The organism is Caulobacter sp. UNC358MFTsu5.1 (assembly GCF_000712075.1).
Lineage (GTDB): Bacteria > Pseudomonadota > Alphaproteobacteria > Caulobacterales > Caulobacteraceae > Caulobacter.
In genome coordinates this window covers 760204-778870 of the sequence record NZ_JONW01000006.1, presented here as the reverse complement: position 1 = coordinate 778870, position 18667 = coordinate 760204, and the positions used below count along the sequence as shown (strand labels likewise).

Here is an 18667-nt window from a genome sequence, read left to right as displayed (position 1 = left end):
ACCCATGCAGAACGACACCAACAACAAGAACACGCTGCTGTTTCTCGTCTGCGCGTTCGCGATCCTGATCGGCTACCAGTTCTTCATCCTGGGCCCGCAGCAGAAGAAGCAGGAAGCCGAGCTCCGCGCCAAGAAGGCCGCCGAGGCCCAGGCCGCCCTGCAGCCCGGCATGACCCTGGGCGCCGACGGCCTGCCGCAGCCGCTGAAGCTGTCGCGCGACGCCGCCAAGGCCCAGAGCCCGCGCATCAATGTCGACACCCCGGCCCTCTCGGGCTCGATCGCCCTGAAGGGCGCCCGCATCGACGACCTCTGGCTCAAGCGCTACACCCAGACGTCGGACAAGAATTCGCCGCCGGTCGAGCTGTTCCGCCCCGAGGGCGCCGAGCACGCCTGGTTCGCCGACTTCGGCTGGGCCGGCATGGCCGGCATGACCGGCCTGCCCACGCCCAGCACGGTGTGGACCGCCGCGCCCGGCCAGGTGCTGCGCCCCGACACCCCGGTCGTCCTGACCTACGACAACGGCCAGGGCCTGGTGTTCACCCGCACCATCTCGGTCGACGCCGACGCCATGTTCACCGTGGCCGACAGCGTCCGCAACCAGGGCGGCGCGGCCGTGGCCTTGGCCCCCTACGCCTCGGTCCAGCGCCAGGGCATCCCGACCGAGGGCCCGCACGGCCTGGGCAAGACCCAGATCGTCTACGAGGGCGGCATCGGCGTCCTGGGCGGCATCGACGGCGTCAAGGACGGCAAGTACCTGCTGCAGGACCAGGCCAAGTACCCGAAGTGGAAGAAGGACAAGCCGGTCCAGGACAACCTGGAATCCAAGGGCGGCTGGATCGGCATGACCGACAAGTACTGGCTGGCGGCCCTGGTCCCCGAGCAGTCCGAGACCATCAAGGGCCGCTTCATCGTCAAGCCGGTCGGCGGCGTGGACATCTATGAGTCGGCCTTCACCGGCGCGCCCCAGTCGCTTGCGGCCGGCGCGACCCTGACCAACACCACCCGCCTGTTCGCCGGCGCCAAGACCGTGCCGCTGCTGACCCGCTACGAATACGGCGGCAAACCGGTGGTCTGGTGGCAGTTCTGGAACCGCCCGGCCAGTGTCATCCCCAGCTTCGACAAGGCCGTGGACTGGGGGATGTTCTCGGTCATCACCCGGCCGATCTTCAACATCCTGGAGATCTTCTACAAGCTGGTGGGCAACTTCGGCGTGGCCATCATGCTGCTGACCGTGACCCTGAAGCTGATCCTCTTCCCGCTGGCCGACAAGAGCTACGAGTCGATGGCGAAGATGAAGAAGATCGCCCCCGAGGTCGAGAAGCTGAAGGCCAAGCACAAGGACGATCCGGCGAAACAGCAGCAGGAGATGATGCAGCTGTACGCCAAGGAGAAGATCAACCCGATGATGGGCTGCATCCCCATGCTGGTCCAGATCCCGATCTTCTACTCGCTGTACAAGGTGCTGACGGTGACCATCGAGATGCGGCACGCGCCGTTCTTCGGCTGGATCGTCGACCTGTCGGCGCCGGAACCGACCACCCTGTTCAACCTGTTCGGGGCGATCCACTGGGATCCGGCCACCCTGCCGCTGCTGGGCGCCTCGATCGCCCACCTGGGCGTCTGGCCGCTGCTGTACGGCTTCACCATGTGGCTGACCACGGCGATGAACCCGCCGGCCGGCGACCCGATCCAGCAGAAGATCTTCCAGTTCTTCCCGATCATCTTCACCTTCACCCTGTCGGGCTTCGCCGTGGGCCTGGTGATCTACTGGTGCTGGAGCAACGTGCTGACGATCATCCAGCAGTACATCATCATGCACCGCTACAAGGTCGAGAACCCGATCGACAAGTTCATCGCCAGGCTGCGCGGCAAGACCGTCGAGGCCACCTGATGGACGAACTGGCCTATACCGACGAGGAGATCGAGGCCGCCCGCGTGCTGTTCGCCCAACCGGCGACCTTCATGATGGGCGCGGTCAAGATGGACGGCATGCCGGCTCCCAGCCTGCCGGAAGTGGCCTTCGCGGGCCGCTCCAACGTCGGCAAGTCCAGCCTGATCAACGGGCTGGTCGGGCAGAACCACCTGGCGCGCGCCTCGAACTCGCCGGGGCGCACGCGGGAGGTCAACTTCTTCGTGCTGGCCGAGAAGCTGCGCCTGGTCGACCTGCCGGGCTACGGCTTCGCGCGGGTGTCCAAGAGCATCGCCGACAAGTTCCAGGACCTGGGCCGCGCCTATCTGCGCGGCCGGGTGAACCTCAAGCGCGTCTACCTGCTGATCGACGCCCGTCACGGGCTGAAGGCGGTGGACGCCGAGGCCCTGGACGCGCTCGACATCGCGGCGGTCTCCTACCAGATCGTCCTGACCAAGGCCGACAAGATCAAGCAGGCCGAGCTGGACGCGACGGTCGAGAAGACCCTGAAGGCCATCGCCAAGCGTCCGGCGGCCTTCCCCAAGGTCATGGCCACCTCGTCGGAGAAGGGCTACGGCCTGCCCGAGCTGCGCGCCGAGATCGCCCGCACCTGCCTGAGCTGACCCGGGCGGGCTAGCGGCGAGCCGAGGCCACCACCCAGCGCGCGGCGCCCACCGTGATCGCGTCCTCGACGAGGCCGGTCGGCGTCTGGCCGAACCGGCGCATGGCCCGCATCCGCAGATCGAAGGTGACGAAGGCGGCCACGACGGCCGCCGTCGCGCCCAGGGCCGCGCCCGCCAGGGCCTGTTTGCGCGGCGCCAGCGCCGCGCCGGCCAGGCCGGCGGTGACTAGGCGCGCCAGGAGGCCCGCCGGCACGATACGGTCCGGCGCCGAGGCCAGCTTGTCGCCCCAGAGCTCGCCGCCCGCCAGGAGCTTGGAGCCGGCCGCGACGAGTGGGTCGCCCAGCCAGGACGGCGCGCCGTTGTCGCGCGGCAGCTCGCCACGATGGGCCGCGTCGCTGACCGCGGCGAAGGGCGTGATGGATCGCGCGCCGGCGACCAGTCCGATGAGGAACGAGTGGATCATGTCTCCTCAACCCCTCCGCCGCCGGTTCGATCCCGCTGCGCGCGCCGTCGCCGATTGCTATAGAGTCCGACGCAGGCTAAGAGCCCCGCCCTTTCCCCCCGAAGAACCGCTCATGACCCGTCACGAACTGAAGACCTGGCCCCAGTATTTCGCCGCCGTGCGCTCGGGCAAGAAGCGCTTCGAGATCCGCCGCAACGACCGGGAGTTCGCCGTGGGCGACGTGCTGGTGCTGCGCGAGTTCGATCCGGAGCAGGACGTCTATACCGGCCAGGTCGAGGAGCGGCAGATCACCTTCCTGCTGTCGGAAGAGGACTACGGCGTGATCCACGGCTTCGTGGCCATCGGCTTCGGCGAGGTGGTCCATCACGGCGACCTGCCCACGGACGGCGCCCTGACCGCCGGCCAGTTGGCCCACTGGCACGAGACGGCCTCGAACAACGCCGCCCTGCGCGCCCAGGACGCGCGCCGGGTAGCCCAGAGCTACGCCGCCCCCAACACCGGCCGCGCGGCCATGCCGGTCGCCGCCGACCGCCACAACGCCGTGGCCGAGGCCGCCGAGACCGAAGCCGCCTTCCATGCGGCGGCCGCGAAGATCGTGCGGGGGAAGTAGGGGTCACACGGGACCGGAATCAAAAAGGGGCGGACCAGCCGGTCCGCCCCTTTTTCGTTTCGCTCCGAGGCGTGGCTTAGGCCGCCTGGCTGACCTGGGCCGGGAAGACGTCGTCCATGCGCAGATAGGTGATCAGGCGGCTGTCCAGCGAGATGATCGCCTGGATGAAGCGCAGTTCGTCGGTCCCGAGGTCCGGAGTCGGCTGCAGGTGGTCGCGCGACACGGTGAAGGTCTCGCTGACCGCGTCGACCAGGATGCCGGCCAGGCGGTCCTGGCACTCGACCACGACGATGACGTGGCGGGTCTCCGGGACGGTGACGCCCAGGCCCAGGCGGTTGCGCAGGTCGATGACCGGCATGATCGCGCCACGCAGGTTGATCACGCCCTTCAGGAAGGCCGGGGCGTGCGGGATCGGGGTGGCCGGGGTCCAGCCGCGGATCTCGCGGACCGTCTTCACGTCGATGCAGAACTCCTGCTCGCCGATGCAGAACGAGATCAGCTCCAGGGCGGGTTCGGCGTGGTCGGTCATGGTCGGATCCCGAGGCTCGAAAGGTCTTGCGGCGAAGGCCGAAAGCCGGTTTCGCGTCGTCTGCCACAAGAGCCCGACCGCCGTTTAATAACGGTTAATGCAAAGCTTACCGGGCGGCGTCGAATTGTCGCGCCAAGTCATAAATCCGCTCATCCCGGCGAATGCCGGGACCCAGATGGAATGGTGCGAAAGCCGACGCCAAGAGCGCGGCGCCGCTCCAGTCAGCCACTCAGATTCAGGATCTGGGTCCCGGCATTCGCCGGGATGAGCGGAACACGGATTACGGCTCCGAGGCCCCGATGTCGCCCTCATCGGTCAGGTTGAACTCGTACCAGACGCCGTTCAGCACCCCGAAGGCCAGCGCCAGGCCCAGGCCGAGGATCCAGGTGAAATACCACATCGTCAGGTCTCCTCAGTACAGGGCCGGATCGGTCTTCAGGGCCGCCGTGCTGGTCCGGCCCCACAGCACCTTGAACACCCAGGCGGTGTAGAGCAGCACGACCGGCAGCAGCACGATCACCACCAGCAGCATGATGAACAGGGTCGAGGGGCTGGACGAGGCGTTCCACACCGTCAGGCTGGAATGGGCGTCGATCGTGCTGGGCAGGATGAACGGGAACATCGACAGGCCGACCGTGGCCACGATCCCCGCCGCCGAGGCCGACGAGCCGCCGAACGCCAGGGCCGCGGACCGCCGCCACAGGCCCAGCAGCGCCAGCAGCGCGCCGCCGAAGCCCAGCACCGGCGCGACCAGCATCCAGGGATGGCGGCCGAAATTGTCGAACCAGGCGCCCGGCGCGGCCACCGTGGTCGTGCGCAGCGGATTGGACGGTCCCGCGGGATCGAACGCCCCCTCGATCCGGAAGCCCAGCCGCATGGCCAGGAGGCCTCCGACCAGGAACAGCAGCAGGGAGGCGATCCCCGCCCCGGTCCCGAACCGGCGCGCGCGGTCCTGCACCACGCTGCCGTCCTCGGCCTTCACCCCCAGCCAGGCCGCGCCGTGCAGCACCAGCATGGCCACCGACAGCAGGCCGCAGACGAGGGTGAAGGGCGTGAACAGGCCGAAGAAGGCGCCGTGGTAGGAGGCGCGCAGGTCGCCGTCCAGCTTGAACGGCGCGCCCTGCAGCACGTTGCCGACGGCCACGCCGAACACCAGAACCGGCACGAAGCTGCCGGTGAACAGCGCCCAGTCCCAGGCCGAGCGCCAGCGCGGCTCCGGCCGCTTGGACCGGTACTTGAAGCCGACCGGCCGCAGGATCATCGCCACCAGCACCAGGAAGATGGCCAGGTAGAAGCCCGAGAAGCTGACACCGTAGACCAGCGGCCAGGCCGCGAAGATCGAGGCCCCGCCGGTGATGAACCACACCTGGTTGCCCTCCCAGGTGGCGCCGACGGTGTTGATCACCATGCGGCGTTCCTCGTCGGTCCGGGCGACGAACGGCAGCAGCGCGCCCACGCCCATGTCGAAGCCGTCGGTCAAGGCGAAGGCGATCAGCAGCACGCCCAGCAGGCCCCACCAGATCATTCGCAGGGTCGGATAGTCGATCGGGAGTTCCATGATCCGGTGTCTCCTAAGCCACGGCTTCGCCGGCGGGGGCGGCCGAGCCCGACGGGAAGGCCTCCTGCTCGGCGAAGGGGCCCTTCTTGATGGTCTTCAGGATCAGCCCGACCTCGACCACCGCCAGGGCGCCGTACAGCAGGGTGAAGACCACGATGCTGGTCAGCAGTTGGGGCACGGTCAGGGTGGACGGGGCCAGGAAGGTGGGCAGCACGCCCTCCACCGCCCAGGGCTGGCGTCCCACCTCGGCCAGCACCCAGCCCAGCTCGGTCGAGATCCACGGCAGCGGGATGGCCGCCACCGCGATCATCAGGAACCAGCGGGTGTTCTGCCGGCGCAAGGACACCAGGACGAAGGCCGTGGCGAACAGGGCGATCATCAGGAAGCCGATGCCGGCCATGATCCGGAACGACCAGAACATCACCGGCACGTTGGGCACGGTCTCCCAGGCGGTCTTCTGGATCAGCGCCTTGTCGGCGGTCCGCGGGTCGGCCACGTGGCGCTTGAGCAGCAGGGCGTAGCCCAGGTCGCGGCGATGGGTCTCGAAGACGCCGCGCGCCGTCAGGTCGGTGGGGTTGGCCTTAAGGGTCTCCAGGGCGTCGTAGGCGACCAGGCCGCTCTCGATCCGCGTCTCGGCCTGGGCCACCAGCTCGAAGATGCCGGCCACCGGCCGGTCCAGGCTGCGGGTCGAGATCAGGCCCAGCACATAGGGGATCTTGATCTCGGCGTGGGTCTTTCGCTCCTTCAGGTCGGGGATGCCGAAGGCGGTCAGGCCGGCCGGGGCGGGCTCGGTCTCCCACATGGCCTCCAGGGCGGCCAGCTTCATTTTCTGGTTGTCGGTCAGGGCGTAGCCGCTCTCGTCGCCCAGCACGACCACCGACAGCGACGAGGCCAGGCCGAAGGCGGCGGCCACGGTCAGCGACCGCTTGGCGACGCTGACGAACCGGCCCTTCAGCAGGTAGTAGGCGCTGATCCCCAGCACGAAGACCGCGGCGATGGTGTAGCCGGCGCTGACCGTGTGCACGAATTTGGCCTGGGCCACGGGGTTGAAGACCACCGCCCGGAAGTCGACCACCTCCATCCGCATGGTATCGGGATTGAAGGCCGCGCCGACCGGGTTCTGCATCCAGCCGTTGGCGATCAGGATCCACAGGGCCGACAGGTTGGTGCCCAGGGCCACCAGGAAGGTGACCAGCAGGTGCTGCACGGGCTTGAGCTTGTCCCAGCCGAAGAACATCAGCCCCACGAACGTGGCCTCCAGGAAGAAGGCCATCAGCCCCTCGATCGCCAGCGGGGCCCCGAAGATGTCGCCGACATAGTGCGAGTAGTAGGACCAGTTCATGCCGAACTGGAATTCCATGGTCAGGCCGGTGGCGACGCCGAGCACGAAATTGATGCCGAACAACGTGCCCCAGAACCGCGTCGTGGTGCGCCAGATCGGCCGCTTGGTCATCACATAGACGCTCTCCATGATCACCAGCATGAAGGAGAGGCCCAGGGTCAGGGGCACGAACAGGAAGTGGTAGAGCGCCGTCAGGGCGAACTGCAGACGGGAAAGGTCGACGACGGCGGGATCCATGCAGCGCTCCGGTTGTCGTGGGCGATCGGTCGCGCCACGACTTTCCACCCCTAGACGCGTTCTGGCTAGAACGCTTTGATCAGGATCAAGGACGTTCCCGTTCCCTGCTCCTAACAACGGCCCATGCCCGTCAGTTTCACCGCCGACCTCGACGCCGTCGCGCGGCCCTGGCTGAAGACCCTGAGCAAGTCGGGAGGCGGACGCGCGGCCCGCACCGCGCCGCTGTGGCTGCTGGCCGACGTCCCCGCCGCCATCGCCTTCGCCGCCGGACTGGCCCTGGGCGTCGACGCCCTGCCGCGCGGCCTCCCCGCCGCCGCGCCCTGGCTGGTCCTGATCGCCCTGGCGGCCGCCGCCCGCGGCCTGCTGGCCCGACGCGCCGCCCAGGCCGGGGCCCGCGCCGCCGCCGGGGCAAAGGCCCAGGCGCGCCGGGACGCCGCGGCCTCGGCGCTGGGCGGCCGCATCACCGGCGGCGAGGCCCTGGCCGCCGTGGTCGAGGGTGTCGAGGCCCTGGACGGCCATGTCGCGCGCTTCGAACCCGCCAAGCTGGCCGCCGCCGTCGCGCCCCTGCTGATCATCGCCGCCATCGCCGTGGCCACCCCTTTAGCGGCGGCCATCCTGCTGCTGACCCTGATCCCGTTCGGCCTGGTCATGGCCCTGGCCGGCGGGGCGGCGGCCGAGGAGTCGCGACGGCAGTTCCTGGCCCTGGCCCGGCTGTCGGGCCTGTTCCTGGACCGGGTCCGCGCCCTGCCCGTGGTGCTGGCCTTCCAGGCCGAGGGGACGGTGACCCGCGACCTCGGCGTCGCCGCCGACGACCTGGCGCGGCGGACGATCCGCGTGCTGAGGGTCGCCTTCCTGTCGTCGGGCGCCCTGGAGTTCTTCGCCGCCCTGTCGGTGGCCCTGGTCGCGGTCTATTGCGGCTTCAACCTGCTGCGGCTGCTGCCCTTCCCGGTTCCGGAGCAGCTGGACCTGAAGCGCGCCTTCTTCGCCCTGGCCCTGGCGCCGGAGGTCTACGCCCCGCTGCGCCGCCTGGCCGCCGCCTATCACGACCGCCAGGCCGCCGAGGCCGCCGCCCTGACCCTGGCCGCCCTGCCCGCCCCCGCGCCGCCCCCGCCCGCCGCGACGTTCGCGGCGCCGCCCGCGATCCGCTTCCAGGCGGTGACCGTGGCCTACGCCCCCGACGAGGCCCCGGTGTTCGACGGCTTCGACCTGGACGTCGCCCCGGGCGAGGTGGTGGCTCTGCTGGGCCCCAGCGGCAGCGGCAAGACCACCCTGCTGAACCTTCTGCTGGGCCTGGCGCCCTTGAGCGCGGGCGAGGTGGTCGTCGGCGGGGAGCGCCTGTCGCACCTGGGCTCGATCGCGCCTTCTGTCGCCTGGGCCGGACAGTCGCCCGTGGTGCTGCCCGGGACCCTGGCCGACAACCTGGCCCTGGCCCGCCCCGGCGCGACACGGGACGAGATCGAACGCGCCGCCCGCGCCGTGGGCCTGGACGCCGTGCTCGCCGCTCGCGGCGGCCTGGACGCCCGGCTCGACGAGCGCGGCGGCGGGCTGTCGGGCGGCGAGCGGCGGCGGCTGGGCCTGGCCCGGGCCCTGCTCAAGCCCGCACCGATCCTGCTGCTGGACGAGCCGACCGCCGACCTGGACGCGGCGTCGGAACAGGCCCTGCTGTCGATCCTGGTCGAGGCCGCGAAAGGCCGCACGACCCTGATCGCCACCCATTCCGAGGCCGTCGCCGCCCTCGCCGACCGCGTGGTGCGGCTATGAGCGGCCCCCTCGCCGACCTGATCCGGGAGCAGCGGAAGCGCCACGCGGGCGGGCTGCGCCTGGCCGCGCTCTCGGCCGCGATCGTCGGGGCCGGGTCGGTGCTGCTGCTGGGCCTGTCGGGCTGGTTCCTGACCGGGGCGGCCCTCGCCGGCCTGGCCGGCCTGGCCGCGGCCCAGGCCTTCAACGTGCTGCTGCCCAGCGCCGGCATCCGCCTGCTGGCCATCCTGCGCACGGCCTTCCGCTATCTGGAGCGCCTGTCGGGCCACGCCGCCGCCCTCAAGGCCCTGGCCGCCATCCGTCCCGCGCTCTACGCGTCGTTGGCCGCCGCCCCGCCGGAACAGGCCCTGGCCCTGTCGCGCGGCGAGGCCTCGGCGCGGCTGGTGCAGGACGTCGACGCGGTCGAGACCCGGCTGGTCCGCCTGTCCGCCCCCTGGGGCGCGGCGGCCGCGGTCGCCGCCGGCCTCGCCATGGCCGCCCCGGCCAGCTGGGCGTCGGCCACCGTCGTCGCCCTGTCGGCGGCCGCCACGGTGCTGGGCGTCCGCGCCCTGGCCCTCCGCCTGACCGCCCACAGCGGCCCGGCGATCCAGCAGGCCGCCGGCGACCTCAAGGACGCCCTGGCCGCCTATGCCGCGGCCGCGCCCGAGCTGCGGGCCTACGGCGTCCAGGACCGCGCCGCCGCCGAGATCGCCGCCAAGGGCGCGCGGCTGGACGCCCTCAAGCAGGAGGCGGTGGCGGCCGCCGGCGGGCTGGCGGTGCTGCAGGGCGCGATCCTCGGCCTGGCCGTCGCCCTGGTCCTGGCCTTCGCCCACGACGCCGCCACGCCCCTGGCGGCCATGGCGGGCCTCGCCGCCGCCATGGCCCTGGAAGGCCTGGCCGGGGTCGGCAAGGCCTTCGAACAGGACGCCGGCGCCGACGCCGCGGCGGCGCGGCTGGACGCGGTGCTGGGGCATGCGCCGGGCGCGGCGGACGCTCCGTCCTTTGCGGATCGGCCCAGTCTGGGCTTCGGTGATCTCACCCTCGAACCTGGTTCGCGGCTGGTCCTGACGGGCCCGTCGGGATGCGGCAAGACCACGGTGCTTGAGCGCTTGCTGGGCTTGCGCTCTTCAAACTCCGCTCATCCCGGCGAATGCCGGGACCCAGATGGAATGGCTTTGGGCCTGACGCCAAAGGGCGCTGAGCTACTCCAATCAGCCCCCCCGCCAGAGGATCTGGGTCCCGGCATTCGCCGGGATGAGCGGTTGTTGTGTGCGGGGCAGGAGCCAAGCGCACGCACGCGCGCCGCCTTCGCCCACGCCCCGCAGGACGCGGCGATGATCGCCGGGACGGTCCGCGCCAACCTCGCCCTGGCCGGCGTCCACGCCGACGAGGCCCTGTGGGACGCCTTGGCCGACGCCGCCCTGGAGGCCCGGGTCCGCGCCCTGCCCCGGGGCCTGGATACCTGGATCGGCGAGAACGGCGAGCGGCTGTCGGGCGGCGAGCGGCGGCGCCTTTCCCTGGCCCGCGCCCTGCTGCGCGACGCCCCCTGGCTGCTGCTGGACGAGCCCACCGAGGGACTGGACGCCGCGACCGAGGCCCTGGTCGTCGAACGCCTGGACGCGCGCCTGAAGCGCACCCGCCAGGGCCTGGTCCTGGTCAGCCACCGACCAGCTCCACGCGCCCTGTGCGAACGTGAACTGCCAATCGCGACGACGCGCGCTATAGGGTAGCCGACCTTGCGCAGCGGAGACCGCTATCACGTGATGACCACGGTTTCGGCCGGAACGCTGCACAGCGACCTGCGGCCCCGAGCCTATCTGACGGCCGTGGCCACGGTGCTGGCCTGCGCCCTGATCCAGGAAGCCCTGCCGCCCGGCTTCACCGCCCCCTCGGCCTTCCTGCTGTCGGTGCCGGCCGTGCTGATCAGCGCGGCGGTCGGCGGCCTGGCGCCGGGCCTGTTCGCCACCGTCCTGGCCGCCGGCGCGGTCTGGCTGCTGAAGGTGCGCGGCGTCCCCGACCAGGCGACGGCCCTGGCCAGCCTGGTGTTCGTGATGATCGGCGTCGGCATGTCGATCGGCGGAGGCTGGTTCCACGCCGCCCGGGCCCGCGCCGCCGCCATGACCCATCACCTGCAGTCGATCCTCGATTCGGCGCCCGACGCGGTGATCGTCATCGACCCCGCCGGGACCATGACCTCGTTCAGCCCCGCCGCAGAGCGGCTGTTCGGCTGGACCGCCGCCGAGGCCATCGGCCGGAACGTCAGCCTGCTGATGCCCGAACCCGACCGCGGCGCCCACGACGGCTTCCTGGCCCACTACAGCCGCACGCGCGAGAAGCGGATCATCGGGACCGGCCGGGTGGTGGTGGGCCAGCGCAAGGACGGCTCGACCTTTCCCATGGAGCTTGCCGTGGGCGAGACGCGCGGCGCGCGGCCCTTCTACACCGGCTTCATCCGCGACCTGACCGAGCGCCAGCACACCGAGGCCCGGCTGCGCGACCTGCAGACCGAGCTGGTCCACGTCTCGCGCCTGACCGCCATGGGCGAGATGGCCTCGACCCTGGCCCACGAGCTGAACCAGCCGCTGTCGGCCATCGCCAACCTGCTGACCGGCTCGCGCCGCCTGATCGAGCGCGGCCGCCCCGAGGACCAGGTCAAGGTCCGCGACGCGGTCGACAAGGCCTCGGCCCAGGCCCTGCGGGCCGGCGACGTGATCCACCGCATGCGCGAGTTCGTGCGGCGCGGAGCCAGCGAGCGCGCGCCCGAAAGCCTGTCCAAGGTGGTCGAGGACGCCGCCGCCCTGGCGCTGATCGGCGTGCGCGAGCACCAGGTGACCACCCGCCTGCGGCTCGACCCCGCCGCCGACGACGTCTATGCCGACCGGGTGCAGATCCAGCAGGTGCTGGTGAACCTGATCCGCAACGCCATCGACGCCATGGCCGACTCCCCGCGACGCGAGCTGGGCATTTCGAGCCGGCGGCTCGACAACGGCGCCGTGCAGGTCAGCGTCACCGACACCGGCTCGGGCATCAGCGACGAGTTCCGCGAGCGCCTGTTCCAGCCGTTCATGACCACCAAGGCCGAGGGCATGGGCGTGGGCCTGTCGATCTCGCGCTCGATCATCGAGGCGCACGGCGGGCGTATCTGGGCCGATCCGAACCCGAAGGGCGGGACCGTGTTCCACTTCATCCTGCCGCCGCGCAGGCCGGACGACGCAGAAACTGGGGATGTGACCGATGACTGAAGCCGTGGTCCACGTGGTCGATGACGACGAGAGCGCCCGCGAATCCCTGGCCTTCCTGCTGGAGGCCGCCGACTTCGAAGTGGTCAGCCACGCCTCGGCCCTGGCCCTGCTGGACGCCCTGCCGCTGGACGGGGCCGGGTGCGTGATCACCGACATGCGCATGCCCGACATGACCGGGCTGGAGCTGGTGCGCGAGCTGAACACCCGCGGCTGTCGCGTGCCGATCATCATGATCACCGGCCACGGCGACATCCCCCTGGCGGTCGAGGCCATGCGGGCCGGGGTGGTCGACTTCATCGAGAAGCCGTTCGGCGAAAGCCGGATGATCGACGCCCTGAACCGCGCCCTGGAGGCCGGCCCCAAACCCGCCGCGCCCCAGGCCTCCGACGAGGCGGCGGTCGTGCGCCAGCGGCTGGAGACCCTGTCGGAACGCGAGCGCCAGGTGCTGGACGGCGTCGTCGACGGCCAGCCCAACAAGGTGATCGCCCGCGAGCTTGGCATCAGTCCGCGTACGGTCGAGATCTACCGCGCCAAGCTGATGGCCAAGATGCACGCCGACAACCTGGCGGCCCTCGTGCGCATGACCCTGTCCTCGCGGCGCGGCTAGGTAGTCCCCCTTAGGCGGAGGTCCCGACTGTACCGCTTGGCTCCGGCGACGGAGATTGGGCGGGCGATCAGATTGGGGAATTCGCCATGTTGTCCGTGATCCAGGCCCCCGCCACCACGCCCGTCCGCCAGCCGGCGGCGATCGTGCTGGACGGCCTGCACCTGAGCTTCGACCCGGGCGAGACGATCTTCGACGAAGGCCAGCCGGCCGACCGGGTCTACCAGCTGATCTCGGGCAGCGTGCGCACCTGCCGCATCCTGCGCGACGGCCGGCGGCAGATCGAAGCCTTTCACTTTCCCGGTGACGTGTTCGGCTTGGAGAGCGGCGAGGCCTATCGCGCGGCCGCCCAGACCCTGAGCCCGGCCCTTGTGCGGGTCATGCCCCGGACGGCGCTGGAGGCCCTGGCCCGCGAGCGCGGCGATGTGGCCCGCCGGCTGCTGGAACTGGCCACCGAGAGCCTGCGCCGCTGCCAGGACCACGTGCTGATGCTGGGCCGGCGCACCGCGTGCGAGCGCGTCGCCGCCCTGCTGCTGGACCTGGCCGAACGCACCGGCGCCCACGCCCTGCTGGACGTGCCCATGACCCGCCAGGACATGGCCGACTATCTGGGCCTGACCATCGAGACCGTGTCGCGCACCTTCACCCAGTTCCAGCACGACGGCCTGATCGCCCTGCCGACGACGCGCAAGGTGCTGCTGCGCGACCGCGAGGCGCTGGAAGCGATGGTGGACTGAGGCGTTTCCGACCTCGCCCTTACCTTTCAGCCGTCATTCCGGGCCTTGTGCCCGGAACCCCTCGTACAGCTCGCAAGTGAAGCGCAAGCGGACCGCCAGCGGTCCGCCCCTCCCGCACCTGCGGCGGACAAAGGGGTTCCGGGCACAAGGCCCGGAATGACGGCGTGAAATATATGGACGTCAGCTGGAGCTGACGTTCATCCACACCGACGCCGTCTCGCCGGGGGCCAGGACCTTGATCCCGCTGTCCTGGCCGTTGAACGGGTCGGGGCGGTTGGCGACCGGTTCGGCGCAGACGAAGTCGGCGCCCGGCGGCGAATAGACGTGCAGCCAGCGGCAGTCGGGCGAAGCCGTCAGGGTGGTGCTGGCCCCGCCCGGCGCCGACAGGGTCGCGACGCCGTTCCAGCCCGTGTAGCAGTTGTCGATCAGTTCGGAGACCGCCGTCGGCGCGCCGGCCGCCCAGTCCGAGCGCCAGAGGCCTTCCACTCGAGTGGTCGGCAGGCAGTCGTCGTCGATCAGCCAGACGCCAGTCACCCCGGCCTGCAGCCGCTCGCCGTCGCGGGCGGGGAAATAGGGGTGGAAGCCCAGGCCCACGGGCATCGGCTCGGCCCCGGTGTTGGTCACCGTCAGGTCCTGCCGCAGGCCATGGTCGCCCAGGACGAAGCGCTGCTCGGCGCGCCAGGCCCAGGGCCATTCGCCCGGGGCGTGGTCGAAGGCCAGCACCGCCTCGGTCTCGCTCGCCGACACGACGGTCCACGCCCCGCGCCAGGCCTGGCCGTGCAGGGCGTGCGGGTGGTCGCCAAGGTTCGGGGCCAGGGCCACGTCGTGGCCGCCGAAGCTGAACCGCCCGTCGCGGATGCGGTTGCAGAACGGGACCAGGGCGAAGTTGCCGGTGTCCAGCACCTCGCGCGTCCCCGCCGGCGCCGGGCGCAGCACGTCGCGGCCGTCCCAGGTGAACCGGACCACAGAGCCACCGAGGGCGGGCAGGAGCTCGACGCGGGCGCGGGCGGTCTGCAGGACGACGGGGGCGACGTTCATTGGGAAGCCTCTTGGCGAAAGCGGAACGCGGCCTGCCTACGCATATCGCCCAGTCGAAACAAGCGCCCTTCCCCGACGGCGCCCTCTAGGCGCGGCGAGACCCGCGTCGCATCATCCGCGAAACTTAAGGCGGAGCGGATGAACAGACCCCTGGACGGCGTGCGCATCGTGGCGGTCGAGCAGTACGCCGCCGGTCCCTACGGCACCCAGCTGCTCAGCGAGCTGGGCGCCCAGGTGATCAAGATCGAGGCCCCGTCCCTGGGCGGCGACATCAGCCGCGGCCTGGGCCCCTATTTCCTGGGCGACCCTTCCTCTGGGGGCGACAGCCAGTTCTTCCAGACCTTCTCGCGCGGCAAGCAGTCGGTGGCCCTGGAGATCAAGACCCCCGAAGGCCGCGCCGACTTCGAACGCCTGGTCGCCGGCGCCGACGCCGTGGTCAACAACCTGCGCGGCGACCAGCCGGAGAAGCTGGCGATCCGCCACGAGGACCTGAAGGCGATCAATCCCGCTATCGTCTGCGCCCATCTGTCCGCCTACGGACGGGGCAACAGCCGCGAGGCCTGGCCGGGTTACGACTATCTGATGCAGGCCGAGGCCGGCTTCATGACCCTGACCGGCGAGCCCGACGGGCCGCCGGTGCGGTTCGGCCTGTCGATGGTCGACTTCATGACCGGCTCGGTGTTCGCCCTGGGGATCGTCTCGGCGATCCTGAAGGCGCGGGCCGGCGGCGAGGGCTGCGACGTCGACGTGTCGCTGTTCGACGTGGCCCTGCACCAGACCTCCTACCCGGCGGTGTGGGCGATGAACGAGGGCCACCAGGTGGGCCGGCCGCCGCGCGGGGCGCACCCGTCGATCAGCCCGTCCCAGCGGGTGAAGACCAAGGACGGCTGGGGCATGCTGATGTGCCAGACCCAGCGGTTCTGGGAGGTGTGGTGCGACCTGATCGGCCGGCCCGAACTGAAGGCCGATCCGCGCTTCGCCGACATGCCGGCCCGCCGCGCCAACCTGGACGCCCTGACCCCGATCGTCGACGCGGTCATGGAGCAGCGGACCGGCGCCGAGTGGATGGCGTTCCTGGGCGGCCGCGTGCCGTTCTCGCCGATCGCCGACCTGGCCGATGCGCTGGACAATCCGTTCGTCCGCGAGGTGGGCATGCGCGACCACATCGACCATCCGGACCGGCCCCAGGGCCTGGAGATGCTGGCCTGCCCGATCAAGGTCGACGGCCGCCGGATGCCCGCCGCCCGCGCCCCGGCGCTGGGCGAGCACAACGACCTGCTGCTGGCCCCCAAGATCGCGGGGAGCGGCCGATGAAGCTCGACGGCGTCAAGGTCCTGGACCTTTCCCTGTTCCTGCCGGGGCCGATGCTGACCCTGATGATGGCCGACCACGGGGCCGACGTGATCAAGGTCGAACCGGTCGGCGAGGGCGAGCCCAGCCGCCACATCGGCCTGTCGACGGGCGGCCAGACGGTCTGGTTCCGCAACACCCATCGCGGCAAGCGCTCGGTGCAACTGGACCTGAAGAGCGCCGAGGGCCAGGCCGCGTTCTGGGCGCTGGCGGCCGAGGCCGACGTGCTGGTCGAGGCCTTCCGGCCCGGCGTGGTCGACCGGCTGGGCGTGGGCTACGAGGCGGTGAAGGCGGTCAATCCGGGGATCGTCTACTGCTCGATCAGCGCCTTCGGCCAGGAGGGCCCCTATCGCGACCGCCCGGCCCACGACCTGGCCGTCGAGGCCCTGGCCGGGCTGGTGGCGCTGAACGAGGGCCAGGACGGCAAGCCGGCCATGCCTGGCCTGATGGCCGCCGACGCCCTGGCCAGCCTGACCGCCCTCTCCGGCGTGCTGATGGCCCTGCTTCGGCGGGAGAAGACCGGCCGGGGCGACCACCTGGACGTCGCCATGCTGGACAGCCTGATGGCCTGGACGCCCAACGCCACCGGCCCGGTGTTCGCCGAGGGCCGCGCCAACGTCCCCAAGGCCGAGCGCTCGTGGGGCGGGGCGGCGATGTTCAATCTCTACGAATGCGCCGACGGGAAGTGGATCGTGCTGGGCGGCTCGGAGGTGAAGTTCGCGGCGAACCTGCTGGAGGCGCTGGAGCGGAGCGACCTGCTGGACTATGCGCGCCTGCCGCCGGGGCCGGGCCAGGAACCGCTGCGGGCCTTTTTCCGCGAGACGTTCCGCACACGGACGCAGGGCGAATGGGTGACCTGGTTCGAGGGCCGCGACGTGTGCTTCGCGCCGGTGCGGTCGTTGAAGGATGCCTTCGACGATCCGGCCGTGTCGGCGCGGGGGATGATCTCGCGCGACGCCGAGGGGAACGCCGTGGTGGGGACGCCGATCCAGTTCCGGGAGGAGCCGGGGCGGGTGGAGCCGAGGGCGCCGGGGCTGGATGAACATCGCGGCGAGGGGTGGCGCGCCTAGGCGTAGGATCGCACCCACTTGCCCCCTACGGACCGCTTCGCGGTCGTCTTCCCCCATAGGGGGAAGAGCGCTCCAGCGCGAAGGCTCCGCCCCCTACGGGGGCGGACAGGCGACGAAGTCGCCAGGTGGGGGCAAGTGTTCGCCGGCAGAGCCGCTGCGCCCTACCGCGCCGCCGCCACCACCTTCACCGCCGGCGCGTTCTCCCAGCCCCCGCCGAGCGCCAGGAACAGGTTCACCTGATCCGCCGCCAGCGCCCCGTCCGAGGCCGCCAACGCGGCCTCGGCGGAAGCGAGCGTCCGCTGGGCGTCGAGGCCCGTCAGGTAGGGGCTCTTGCCGGCGCGGTACAGCGTCTGGGCCTGGGCCTCGGCCGTCGCGGCCTCGTCCCGCGCCGATCTCAGGGCCGCGTTGCGATCCAGTTCGTGGGCGTAGACGGTGAGGCTGGTCTCGGTCTCGCGCAGGGCGTTCAGCACCGTGCCGTCGAACCGCGCCAGGGCCGCGTCGGCCCCGGCCTCGGCGCCGCGGATGCGGGCGTGCTCCCCTTCGCCCGGCAGGGTCCAGCTGATCAGCGAGGTCAGGCCCCAGCGGTTGGCGGGCGCCGTGCCGATGTCGGCCAGCAGACCCGTCGAGCCGCCGCCCAGGCCGAACGAGACGCTGGGATAGAGGGCCGCCGTCGCCACCCCGATCCGCGCCGTGGCCCCGGCCAGGCCGCGCTCGGCCGCGCGGACGTCGGGCCGGCGCTTGAGCAGGGCCGCGCCGTCGCCGACCGGCAGGGGCTGGGACAGCTTGGGCGGGCTGACGCAGGCCTCGACCTCGCGCGGGAACTGAGCCGGCGTCTTGCCGGTCAGGGTCGCCAGCCGATAGAGCGCCGCGCGGCGGCGGCTCTCGAACGTGGGCAGGGCGGCGCGCGACAGGTCCAGCTGGGCCTTGGCGCGGGTGACGTCCAGGCTGGTCCCGCGACCGGCGGCGACCAGCTTGCCGGTGACCTCCAGCGAGCGGGTCTGCAGGTCCACCGTGCGCTGGGCGACGGCCAGCTCGTGGCCGCTGGAGCAGGCCTCGACATAGGCCCGAGCGACGTCGGCGGCGACGCTGACCCGCGCCAGGTCCAGGGCCGCCTGCCCCGCCTCGGCGTCGGCGTGGGCGGCTTCCGAGGCGCGCTTGATCCGCCCCACCAGGTCGACCTGGTAGGAGACCTTCACGCCGACGTCGGCCAGGTTCTCGACCGGGAGTTGCTCGGCCAGCAGGAACTGCTCGCCCGACTCCCGCGAGTGGGCGGCGGCGGCCGAGGCGGAGGCCGAGAAGCCGCCGGCGTCGTCGGCCTCGGCGGCCACGGCGTGGGCCCGGGCCAGGTTGGCGGCGGCGACCCGCAGGTCGGTGTTGGCGGTCAGAGCCTCCTGCACCAGCCCGTTCAGGACCGGATCGTCATAGAGCTTCCACCAGCCCTCGGGCACGGGGGCCTGGCTGACCGCGGGGTTGGCGCTCCCGAGGAAGGCGCCCTGGGCCGAAGGCGCATTGACCTTGGCGGCAGTAGGGACCTTGTAGTCGGGGCCGACCGTCGTGCAGGCCGCCACGGCCGACAGCGAGGCGGCGGCGATCAGGATACGCATGACGCGCTTTTGCG

At 71.3% G+C, this 18667-nt stretch carries 17 protein-coding genes; 10 read left to right on the top strand and 7 right to left on the bottom strand.

Annotated elements, in window-relative coordinates:
- Positions 1-4: 4 nt before the first annotated feature.
- Positions 5-1891, top strand: coding sequence for a membrane protein insertase YidC (gene yidC / locus BR39_RS0112310; protein ID WP_029911998.1), 1887 nt, complete (start codon positions 5-7; stop codon positions 1889-1891).
- Positions 1891-2532: a ribosome biogenesis GTP-binding protein YihA/YsxC gene (gene yihA, locus BR39_RS0112305; RefSeq protein ID WP_029911996.1), complete on the top strand. Its 642-nt coding sequence runs from the start codon at positions 1891-1893 to the stop codon at positions 2530-2532. The genes yidC and yihA overlap by 1 nt, the downstream gene beginning before the upstream one ends.
- 10 nt (positions 2533-2542) lie before the next feature.
- Here the strand turns inward: yihA and BR39_RS0112300 are convergent, their stop codons facing one another.
- A complete protein-coding gene (locus BR39_RS0112300) occupies positions 2543-2995 on the bottom strand; it encodes a membrane protein (RefSeq protein WP_029911993.1) in 453 nt (150 codons plus the stop codon).
- A 112-nt stretch (positions 2996-3107) separates the two neighbouring features.
- Between BR39_RS0112300 and BR39_RS0112295 the strand changes: the two genes are divergently transcribed.
- Positions 3108-3605 (top strand): ASCH/PUA domain-containing protein, encoded by a 498-nt coding sequence (locus tag BR39_RS0112295; RefSeq protein WP_029911990.1) that lies wholly within the window; start codon positions 3108-3110, stop codon positions 3603-3605.
- 76 nt (positions 3606-3681) lie between these two features.
- On the opposite strand, the gene BR39_RS0112290 is transcribed toward BR39_RS0112295, so the two are convergent.
- The 4 genes from BR39_RS0112290 to BR39_RS0112275 all read right to left on the bottom strand — a co-directional run bounded on the left by BR39_RS0112290 (position 3682) and on the right by BR39_RS0112275 (position 7271).
- The gene (locus BR39_RS0112290; protein WP_029911988.1) at positions 3682-4134 is read right to left on the bottom strand and encodes a chemotaxis protein CheW; all 453 of its coding nucleotides are present in this window, start codon (positions 4132-4134) and stop codon (positions 3682-3684) included.
- Between the two features lie 280 nt (positions 4135-4414).
- A complete protein-coding gene (gene cydX, locus BR39_RS0112285; RefSeq protein WP_029911985.1) occupies positions 4415-4534 on the bottom strand; it encodes a cytochrome bd-I oxidase subunit CydX in 120 nt (39 codons plus the stop codon).
- Between the two features lie 12 nt (positions 4535-4546).
- Positions 4547-5692 (bottom strand): cytochrome d ubiquinol oxidase subunit II, encoded by a 1146-nt coding sequence (gene cydB, locus BR39_RS0112280; protein ID WP_029911981.1) that lies wholly within the window; start codon positions 5690-5692, stop codon positions 4547-4549.
- Between the two features lie 13 nt (positions 5693-5705).
- Positions 5706-7271 carry a cytochrome ubiquinol oxidase subunit I gene (locus tag BR39_RS0112275; RefSeq protein ID WP_029911979.1) on the bottom strand — a complete coding sequence of 522 codons (1566 nt, stop codon included), beginning with the start codon at positions 7269-7271 and terminating at the stop codon, positions 5706-5708.
- Between the two features lie 123 nt (positions 7272-7394).
- On the opposite strand from BR39_RS0112275, the gene cydD reads away from it, so the two are divergent.
- The 5 genes from cydD (at position 7395) to BR39_RS0112250 (ending at position 13591) form a co-directional block, all read left to right on the top strand.
- Complete coding sequence (gene cydD, locus BR39_RS0112270) at positions 7395-9032, top strand: thiol reductant ABC exporter subunit CydD (RefSeq protein ID WP_029911977.1); 1638 nt, start codon at positions 7395-7397, stop codon at positions 9030-9032.
- Positions 9029-10738: an ATP-binding cassette domain-containing protein gene (locus BR39_RS0112265; protein WP_029911974.1), complete on the top strand. Its 1710-nt coding sequence runs from the start codon at positions 9029-9031 to the stop codon at positions 10736-10738. The genes cydD and BR39_RS0112265 overlap by 4 nt, the downstream gene beginning before the upstream one ends.
- 33 nt (positions 10739-10771) lie before the next feature.
- Positions 10772-12250 (top strand): PAS domain S-box protein, encoded by a 1479-nt coding sequence (locus BR39_RS0112260; RefSeq protein WP_231499448.1) that lies wholly within the window; start codon positions 10772-10774, stop codon positions 12248-12250.
- The gene (gene fixJ / locus BR39_RS0112255; RefSeq protein ID WP_029911966.1) at positions 12243-12857 is read left to right on the top strand and encodes a response regulator FixJ; all 615 of its coding nucleotides are present in this window, start codon (positions 12243-12245) and stop codon (positions 12855-12857) included. The genes BR39_RS0112260 and fixJ overlap by 8 nt, the downstream gene beginning before the upstream one ends.
- 86 nt (positions 12858-12943) lie before the next feature.
- Positions 12944-13591 (top strand): helix-turn-helix domain-containing protein, encoded by a 648-nt coding sequence (locus BR39_RS0112250; protein ID WP_029911962.1) that lies wholly within the window; start codon positions 12944-12946, stop codon positions 13589-13591.
- A 180-nt stretch (positions 13592-13771) separates the two neighbouring features.
- Here BR39_RS0112250 and BR39_RS0112245 read toward each other — a convergent pair whose 3' ends face one another.
- On the bottom strand, positions 13772-14629 hold the full coding sequence (locus BR39_RS0112245) for an aldose 1-epimerase (protein ID WP_029911959.1): 858 nt from the start codon (positions 14627-14629) through the stop codon (positions 13772-13774).
- Between the two features lie 138 nt (positions 14630-14767).
- Between BR39_RS0112245 and BR39_RS0112240 the strand changes: the two genes are divergently transcribed.
- Together BR39_RS0112240 and BR39_RS0112235 are read left to right on the top strand one after the other, a co-directional pair.
- Positions 14768-15943 carry a CaiB/BaiF CoA-transferase family protein gene (locus BR39_RS0112240; RefSeq protein ID WP_029911956.1) on the top strand — a complete coding sequence of 392 codons (1176 nt, stop codon included), beginning with the start codon at positions 14768-14770 and terminating at the stop codon, positions 15941-15943.
- A complete protein-coding gene (locus BR39_RS0112235; RefSeq protein ID WP_035018310.1) occupies positions 15940-17049 on the top strand; it encodes a CaiB/BaiF CoA-transferase family protein in 1110 nt (369 codons plus the stop codon). Before BR39_RS0112240 ends, BR39_RS0112235 begins: the two co-directional genes overlap by 4 nt.
- 161 nt (positions 17050-17210) lie before the next feature.
- On the opposite strand, the gene BR39_RS0112230 is transcribed toward BR39_RS0112235, so the two are convergent.
- Positions 17211-18653: an efflux transporter outer membrane subunit gene (locus BR39_RS0112230; RefSeq protein ID WP_231499447.1), complete on the bottom strand. Its 1443-nt coding sequence runs from the start codon at positions 18651-18653 to the stop codon at positions 17211-17213.
- Between the last annotated feature and the right edge of the window lie 14 nt (positions 18654-18667).

Coding starts and splice junctions, on each gene's coding strand:
- yidC (WP_029911998.1), top strand. CDS start 5: ATGCAGAACGACACCAACAACAAGAACACGCTGCTGTTTCTCGTCTGC.
- yihA (WP_029911996.1), top strand. CDS start 1,891: ATGGACGAACTGGCCTATACCGACGAGGAGATCGAGGCCGCCCGCGTG.
- BR39_RS0112300 (WP_029911993.1), bottom strand. CDS start 2,995: ATGATCCACTCGTTCCTCATCGGACTGGTCGCCGGCGCGCGATCCATC.
- BR39_RS0112295 (WP_029911990.1), top strand. CDS start 3,108: ATGACCCGTCACGAACTGAAGACCTGGCCCCAGTATTTCGCCGCCGTG.
- BR39_RS0112290 (WP_029911988.1), bottom strand. CDS start 4,134: ATGACCGACCACGCCGAACCCGCCCTGGAGCTGATCTCGTTCTGCATC.
- cydX (WP_029911985.1), bottom strand. CDS start 4,534: ATGTGGTATTTCACCTGGATCCTCGGCCTGGGCCTGGCGCTGGCCTTC.
- cydB (WP_029911981.1), bottom strand. CDS start 5,692: ATGGAACTCCCGATCGACTATCCGACCCTGCGAATGATCTGGTGGGGC.
- BR39_RS0112275 (WP_029911979.1), bottom strand. CDS start 7,271: ATGGATCCCGCCGTCGTCGACCTTTCCCGTCTGCAGTTCGCCCTGACG.
- cydD (WP_029911977.1), top strand. CDS start 7,395: ATGCCCGTCAGTTTCACCGCCGACCTCGACGCCGTCGCGCGGCCCTGG.
- BR39_RS0112265 (WP_029911974.1), top strand. CDS start 9,029: ATGAGCGGCCCCCTCGCCGACCTGATCCGGGAGCAGCGGAAGCGCCAC.
- BR39_RS0112260 (WP_231499448.1), top strand. CDS start 10,772: ATGACCACGGTTTCGGCCGGAACGCTGCACAGCGACCTGCGGCCCCGA.
- fixJ (WP_029911966.1), top strand. CDS start 12,243: ATGACTGAAGCCGTGGTCCACGTGGTCGATGACGACGAGAGCGCCCGC.
- BR39_RS0112250 (WP_029911962.1), top strand. CDS start 12,944: ATGTTGTCCGTGATCCAGGCCCCCGCCACCACGCCCGTCCGCCAGCCG.
- BR39_RS0112245 (WP_029911959.1), bottom strand. CDS start 14,629: ATGAACGTCGCCCCCGTCGTCCTGCAGACCGCCCGCGCCCGCGTCGAG.
- BR39_RS0112240 (WP_029911956.1), top strand. CDS start 14,768: ATGAACAGACCCCTGGACGGCGTGCGCATCGTGGCGGTCGAGCAGTAC.
- BR39_RS0112235 (WP_035018310.1), top strand. CDS start 15,940: ATGAAGCTCGACGGCGTCAAGGTCCTGGACCTTTCCCTGTTCCTGCCG.
- BR39_RS0112230 (WP_231499447.1), bottom strand. CDS start 18,653: ATGCGTATCCTGATCGCCGCCGCCTCGCTGTCGGCCGTGGCGGCCTGC.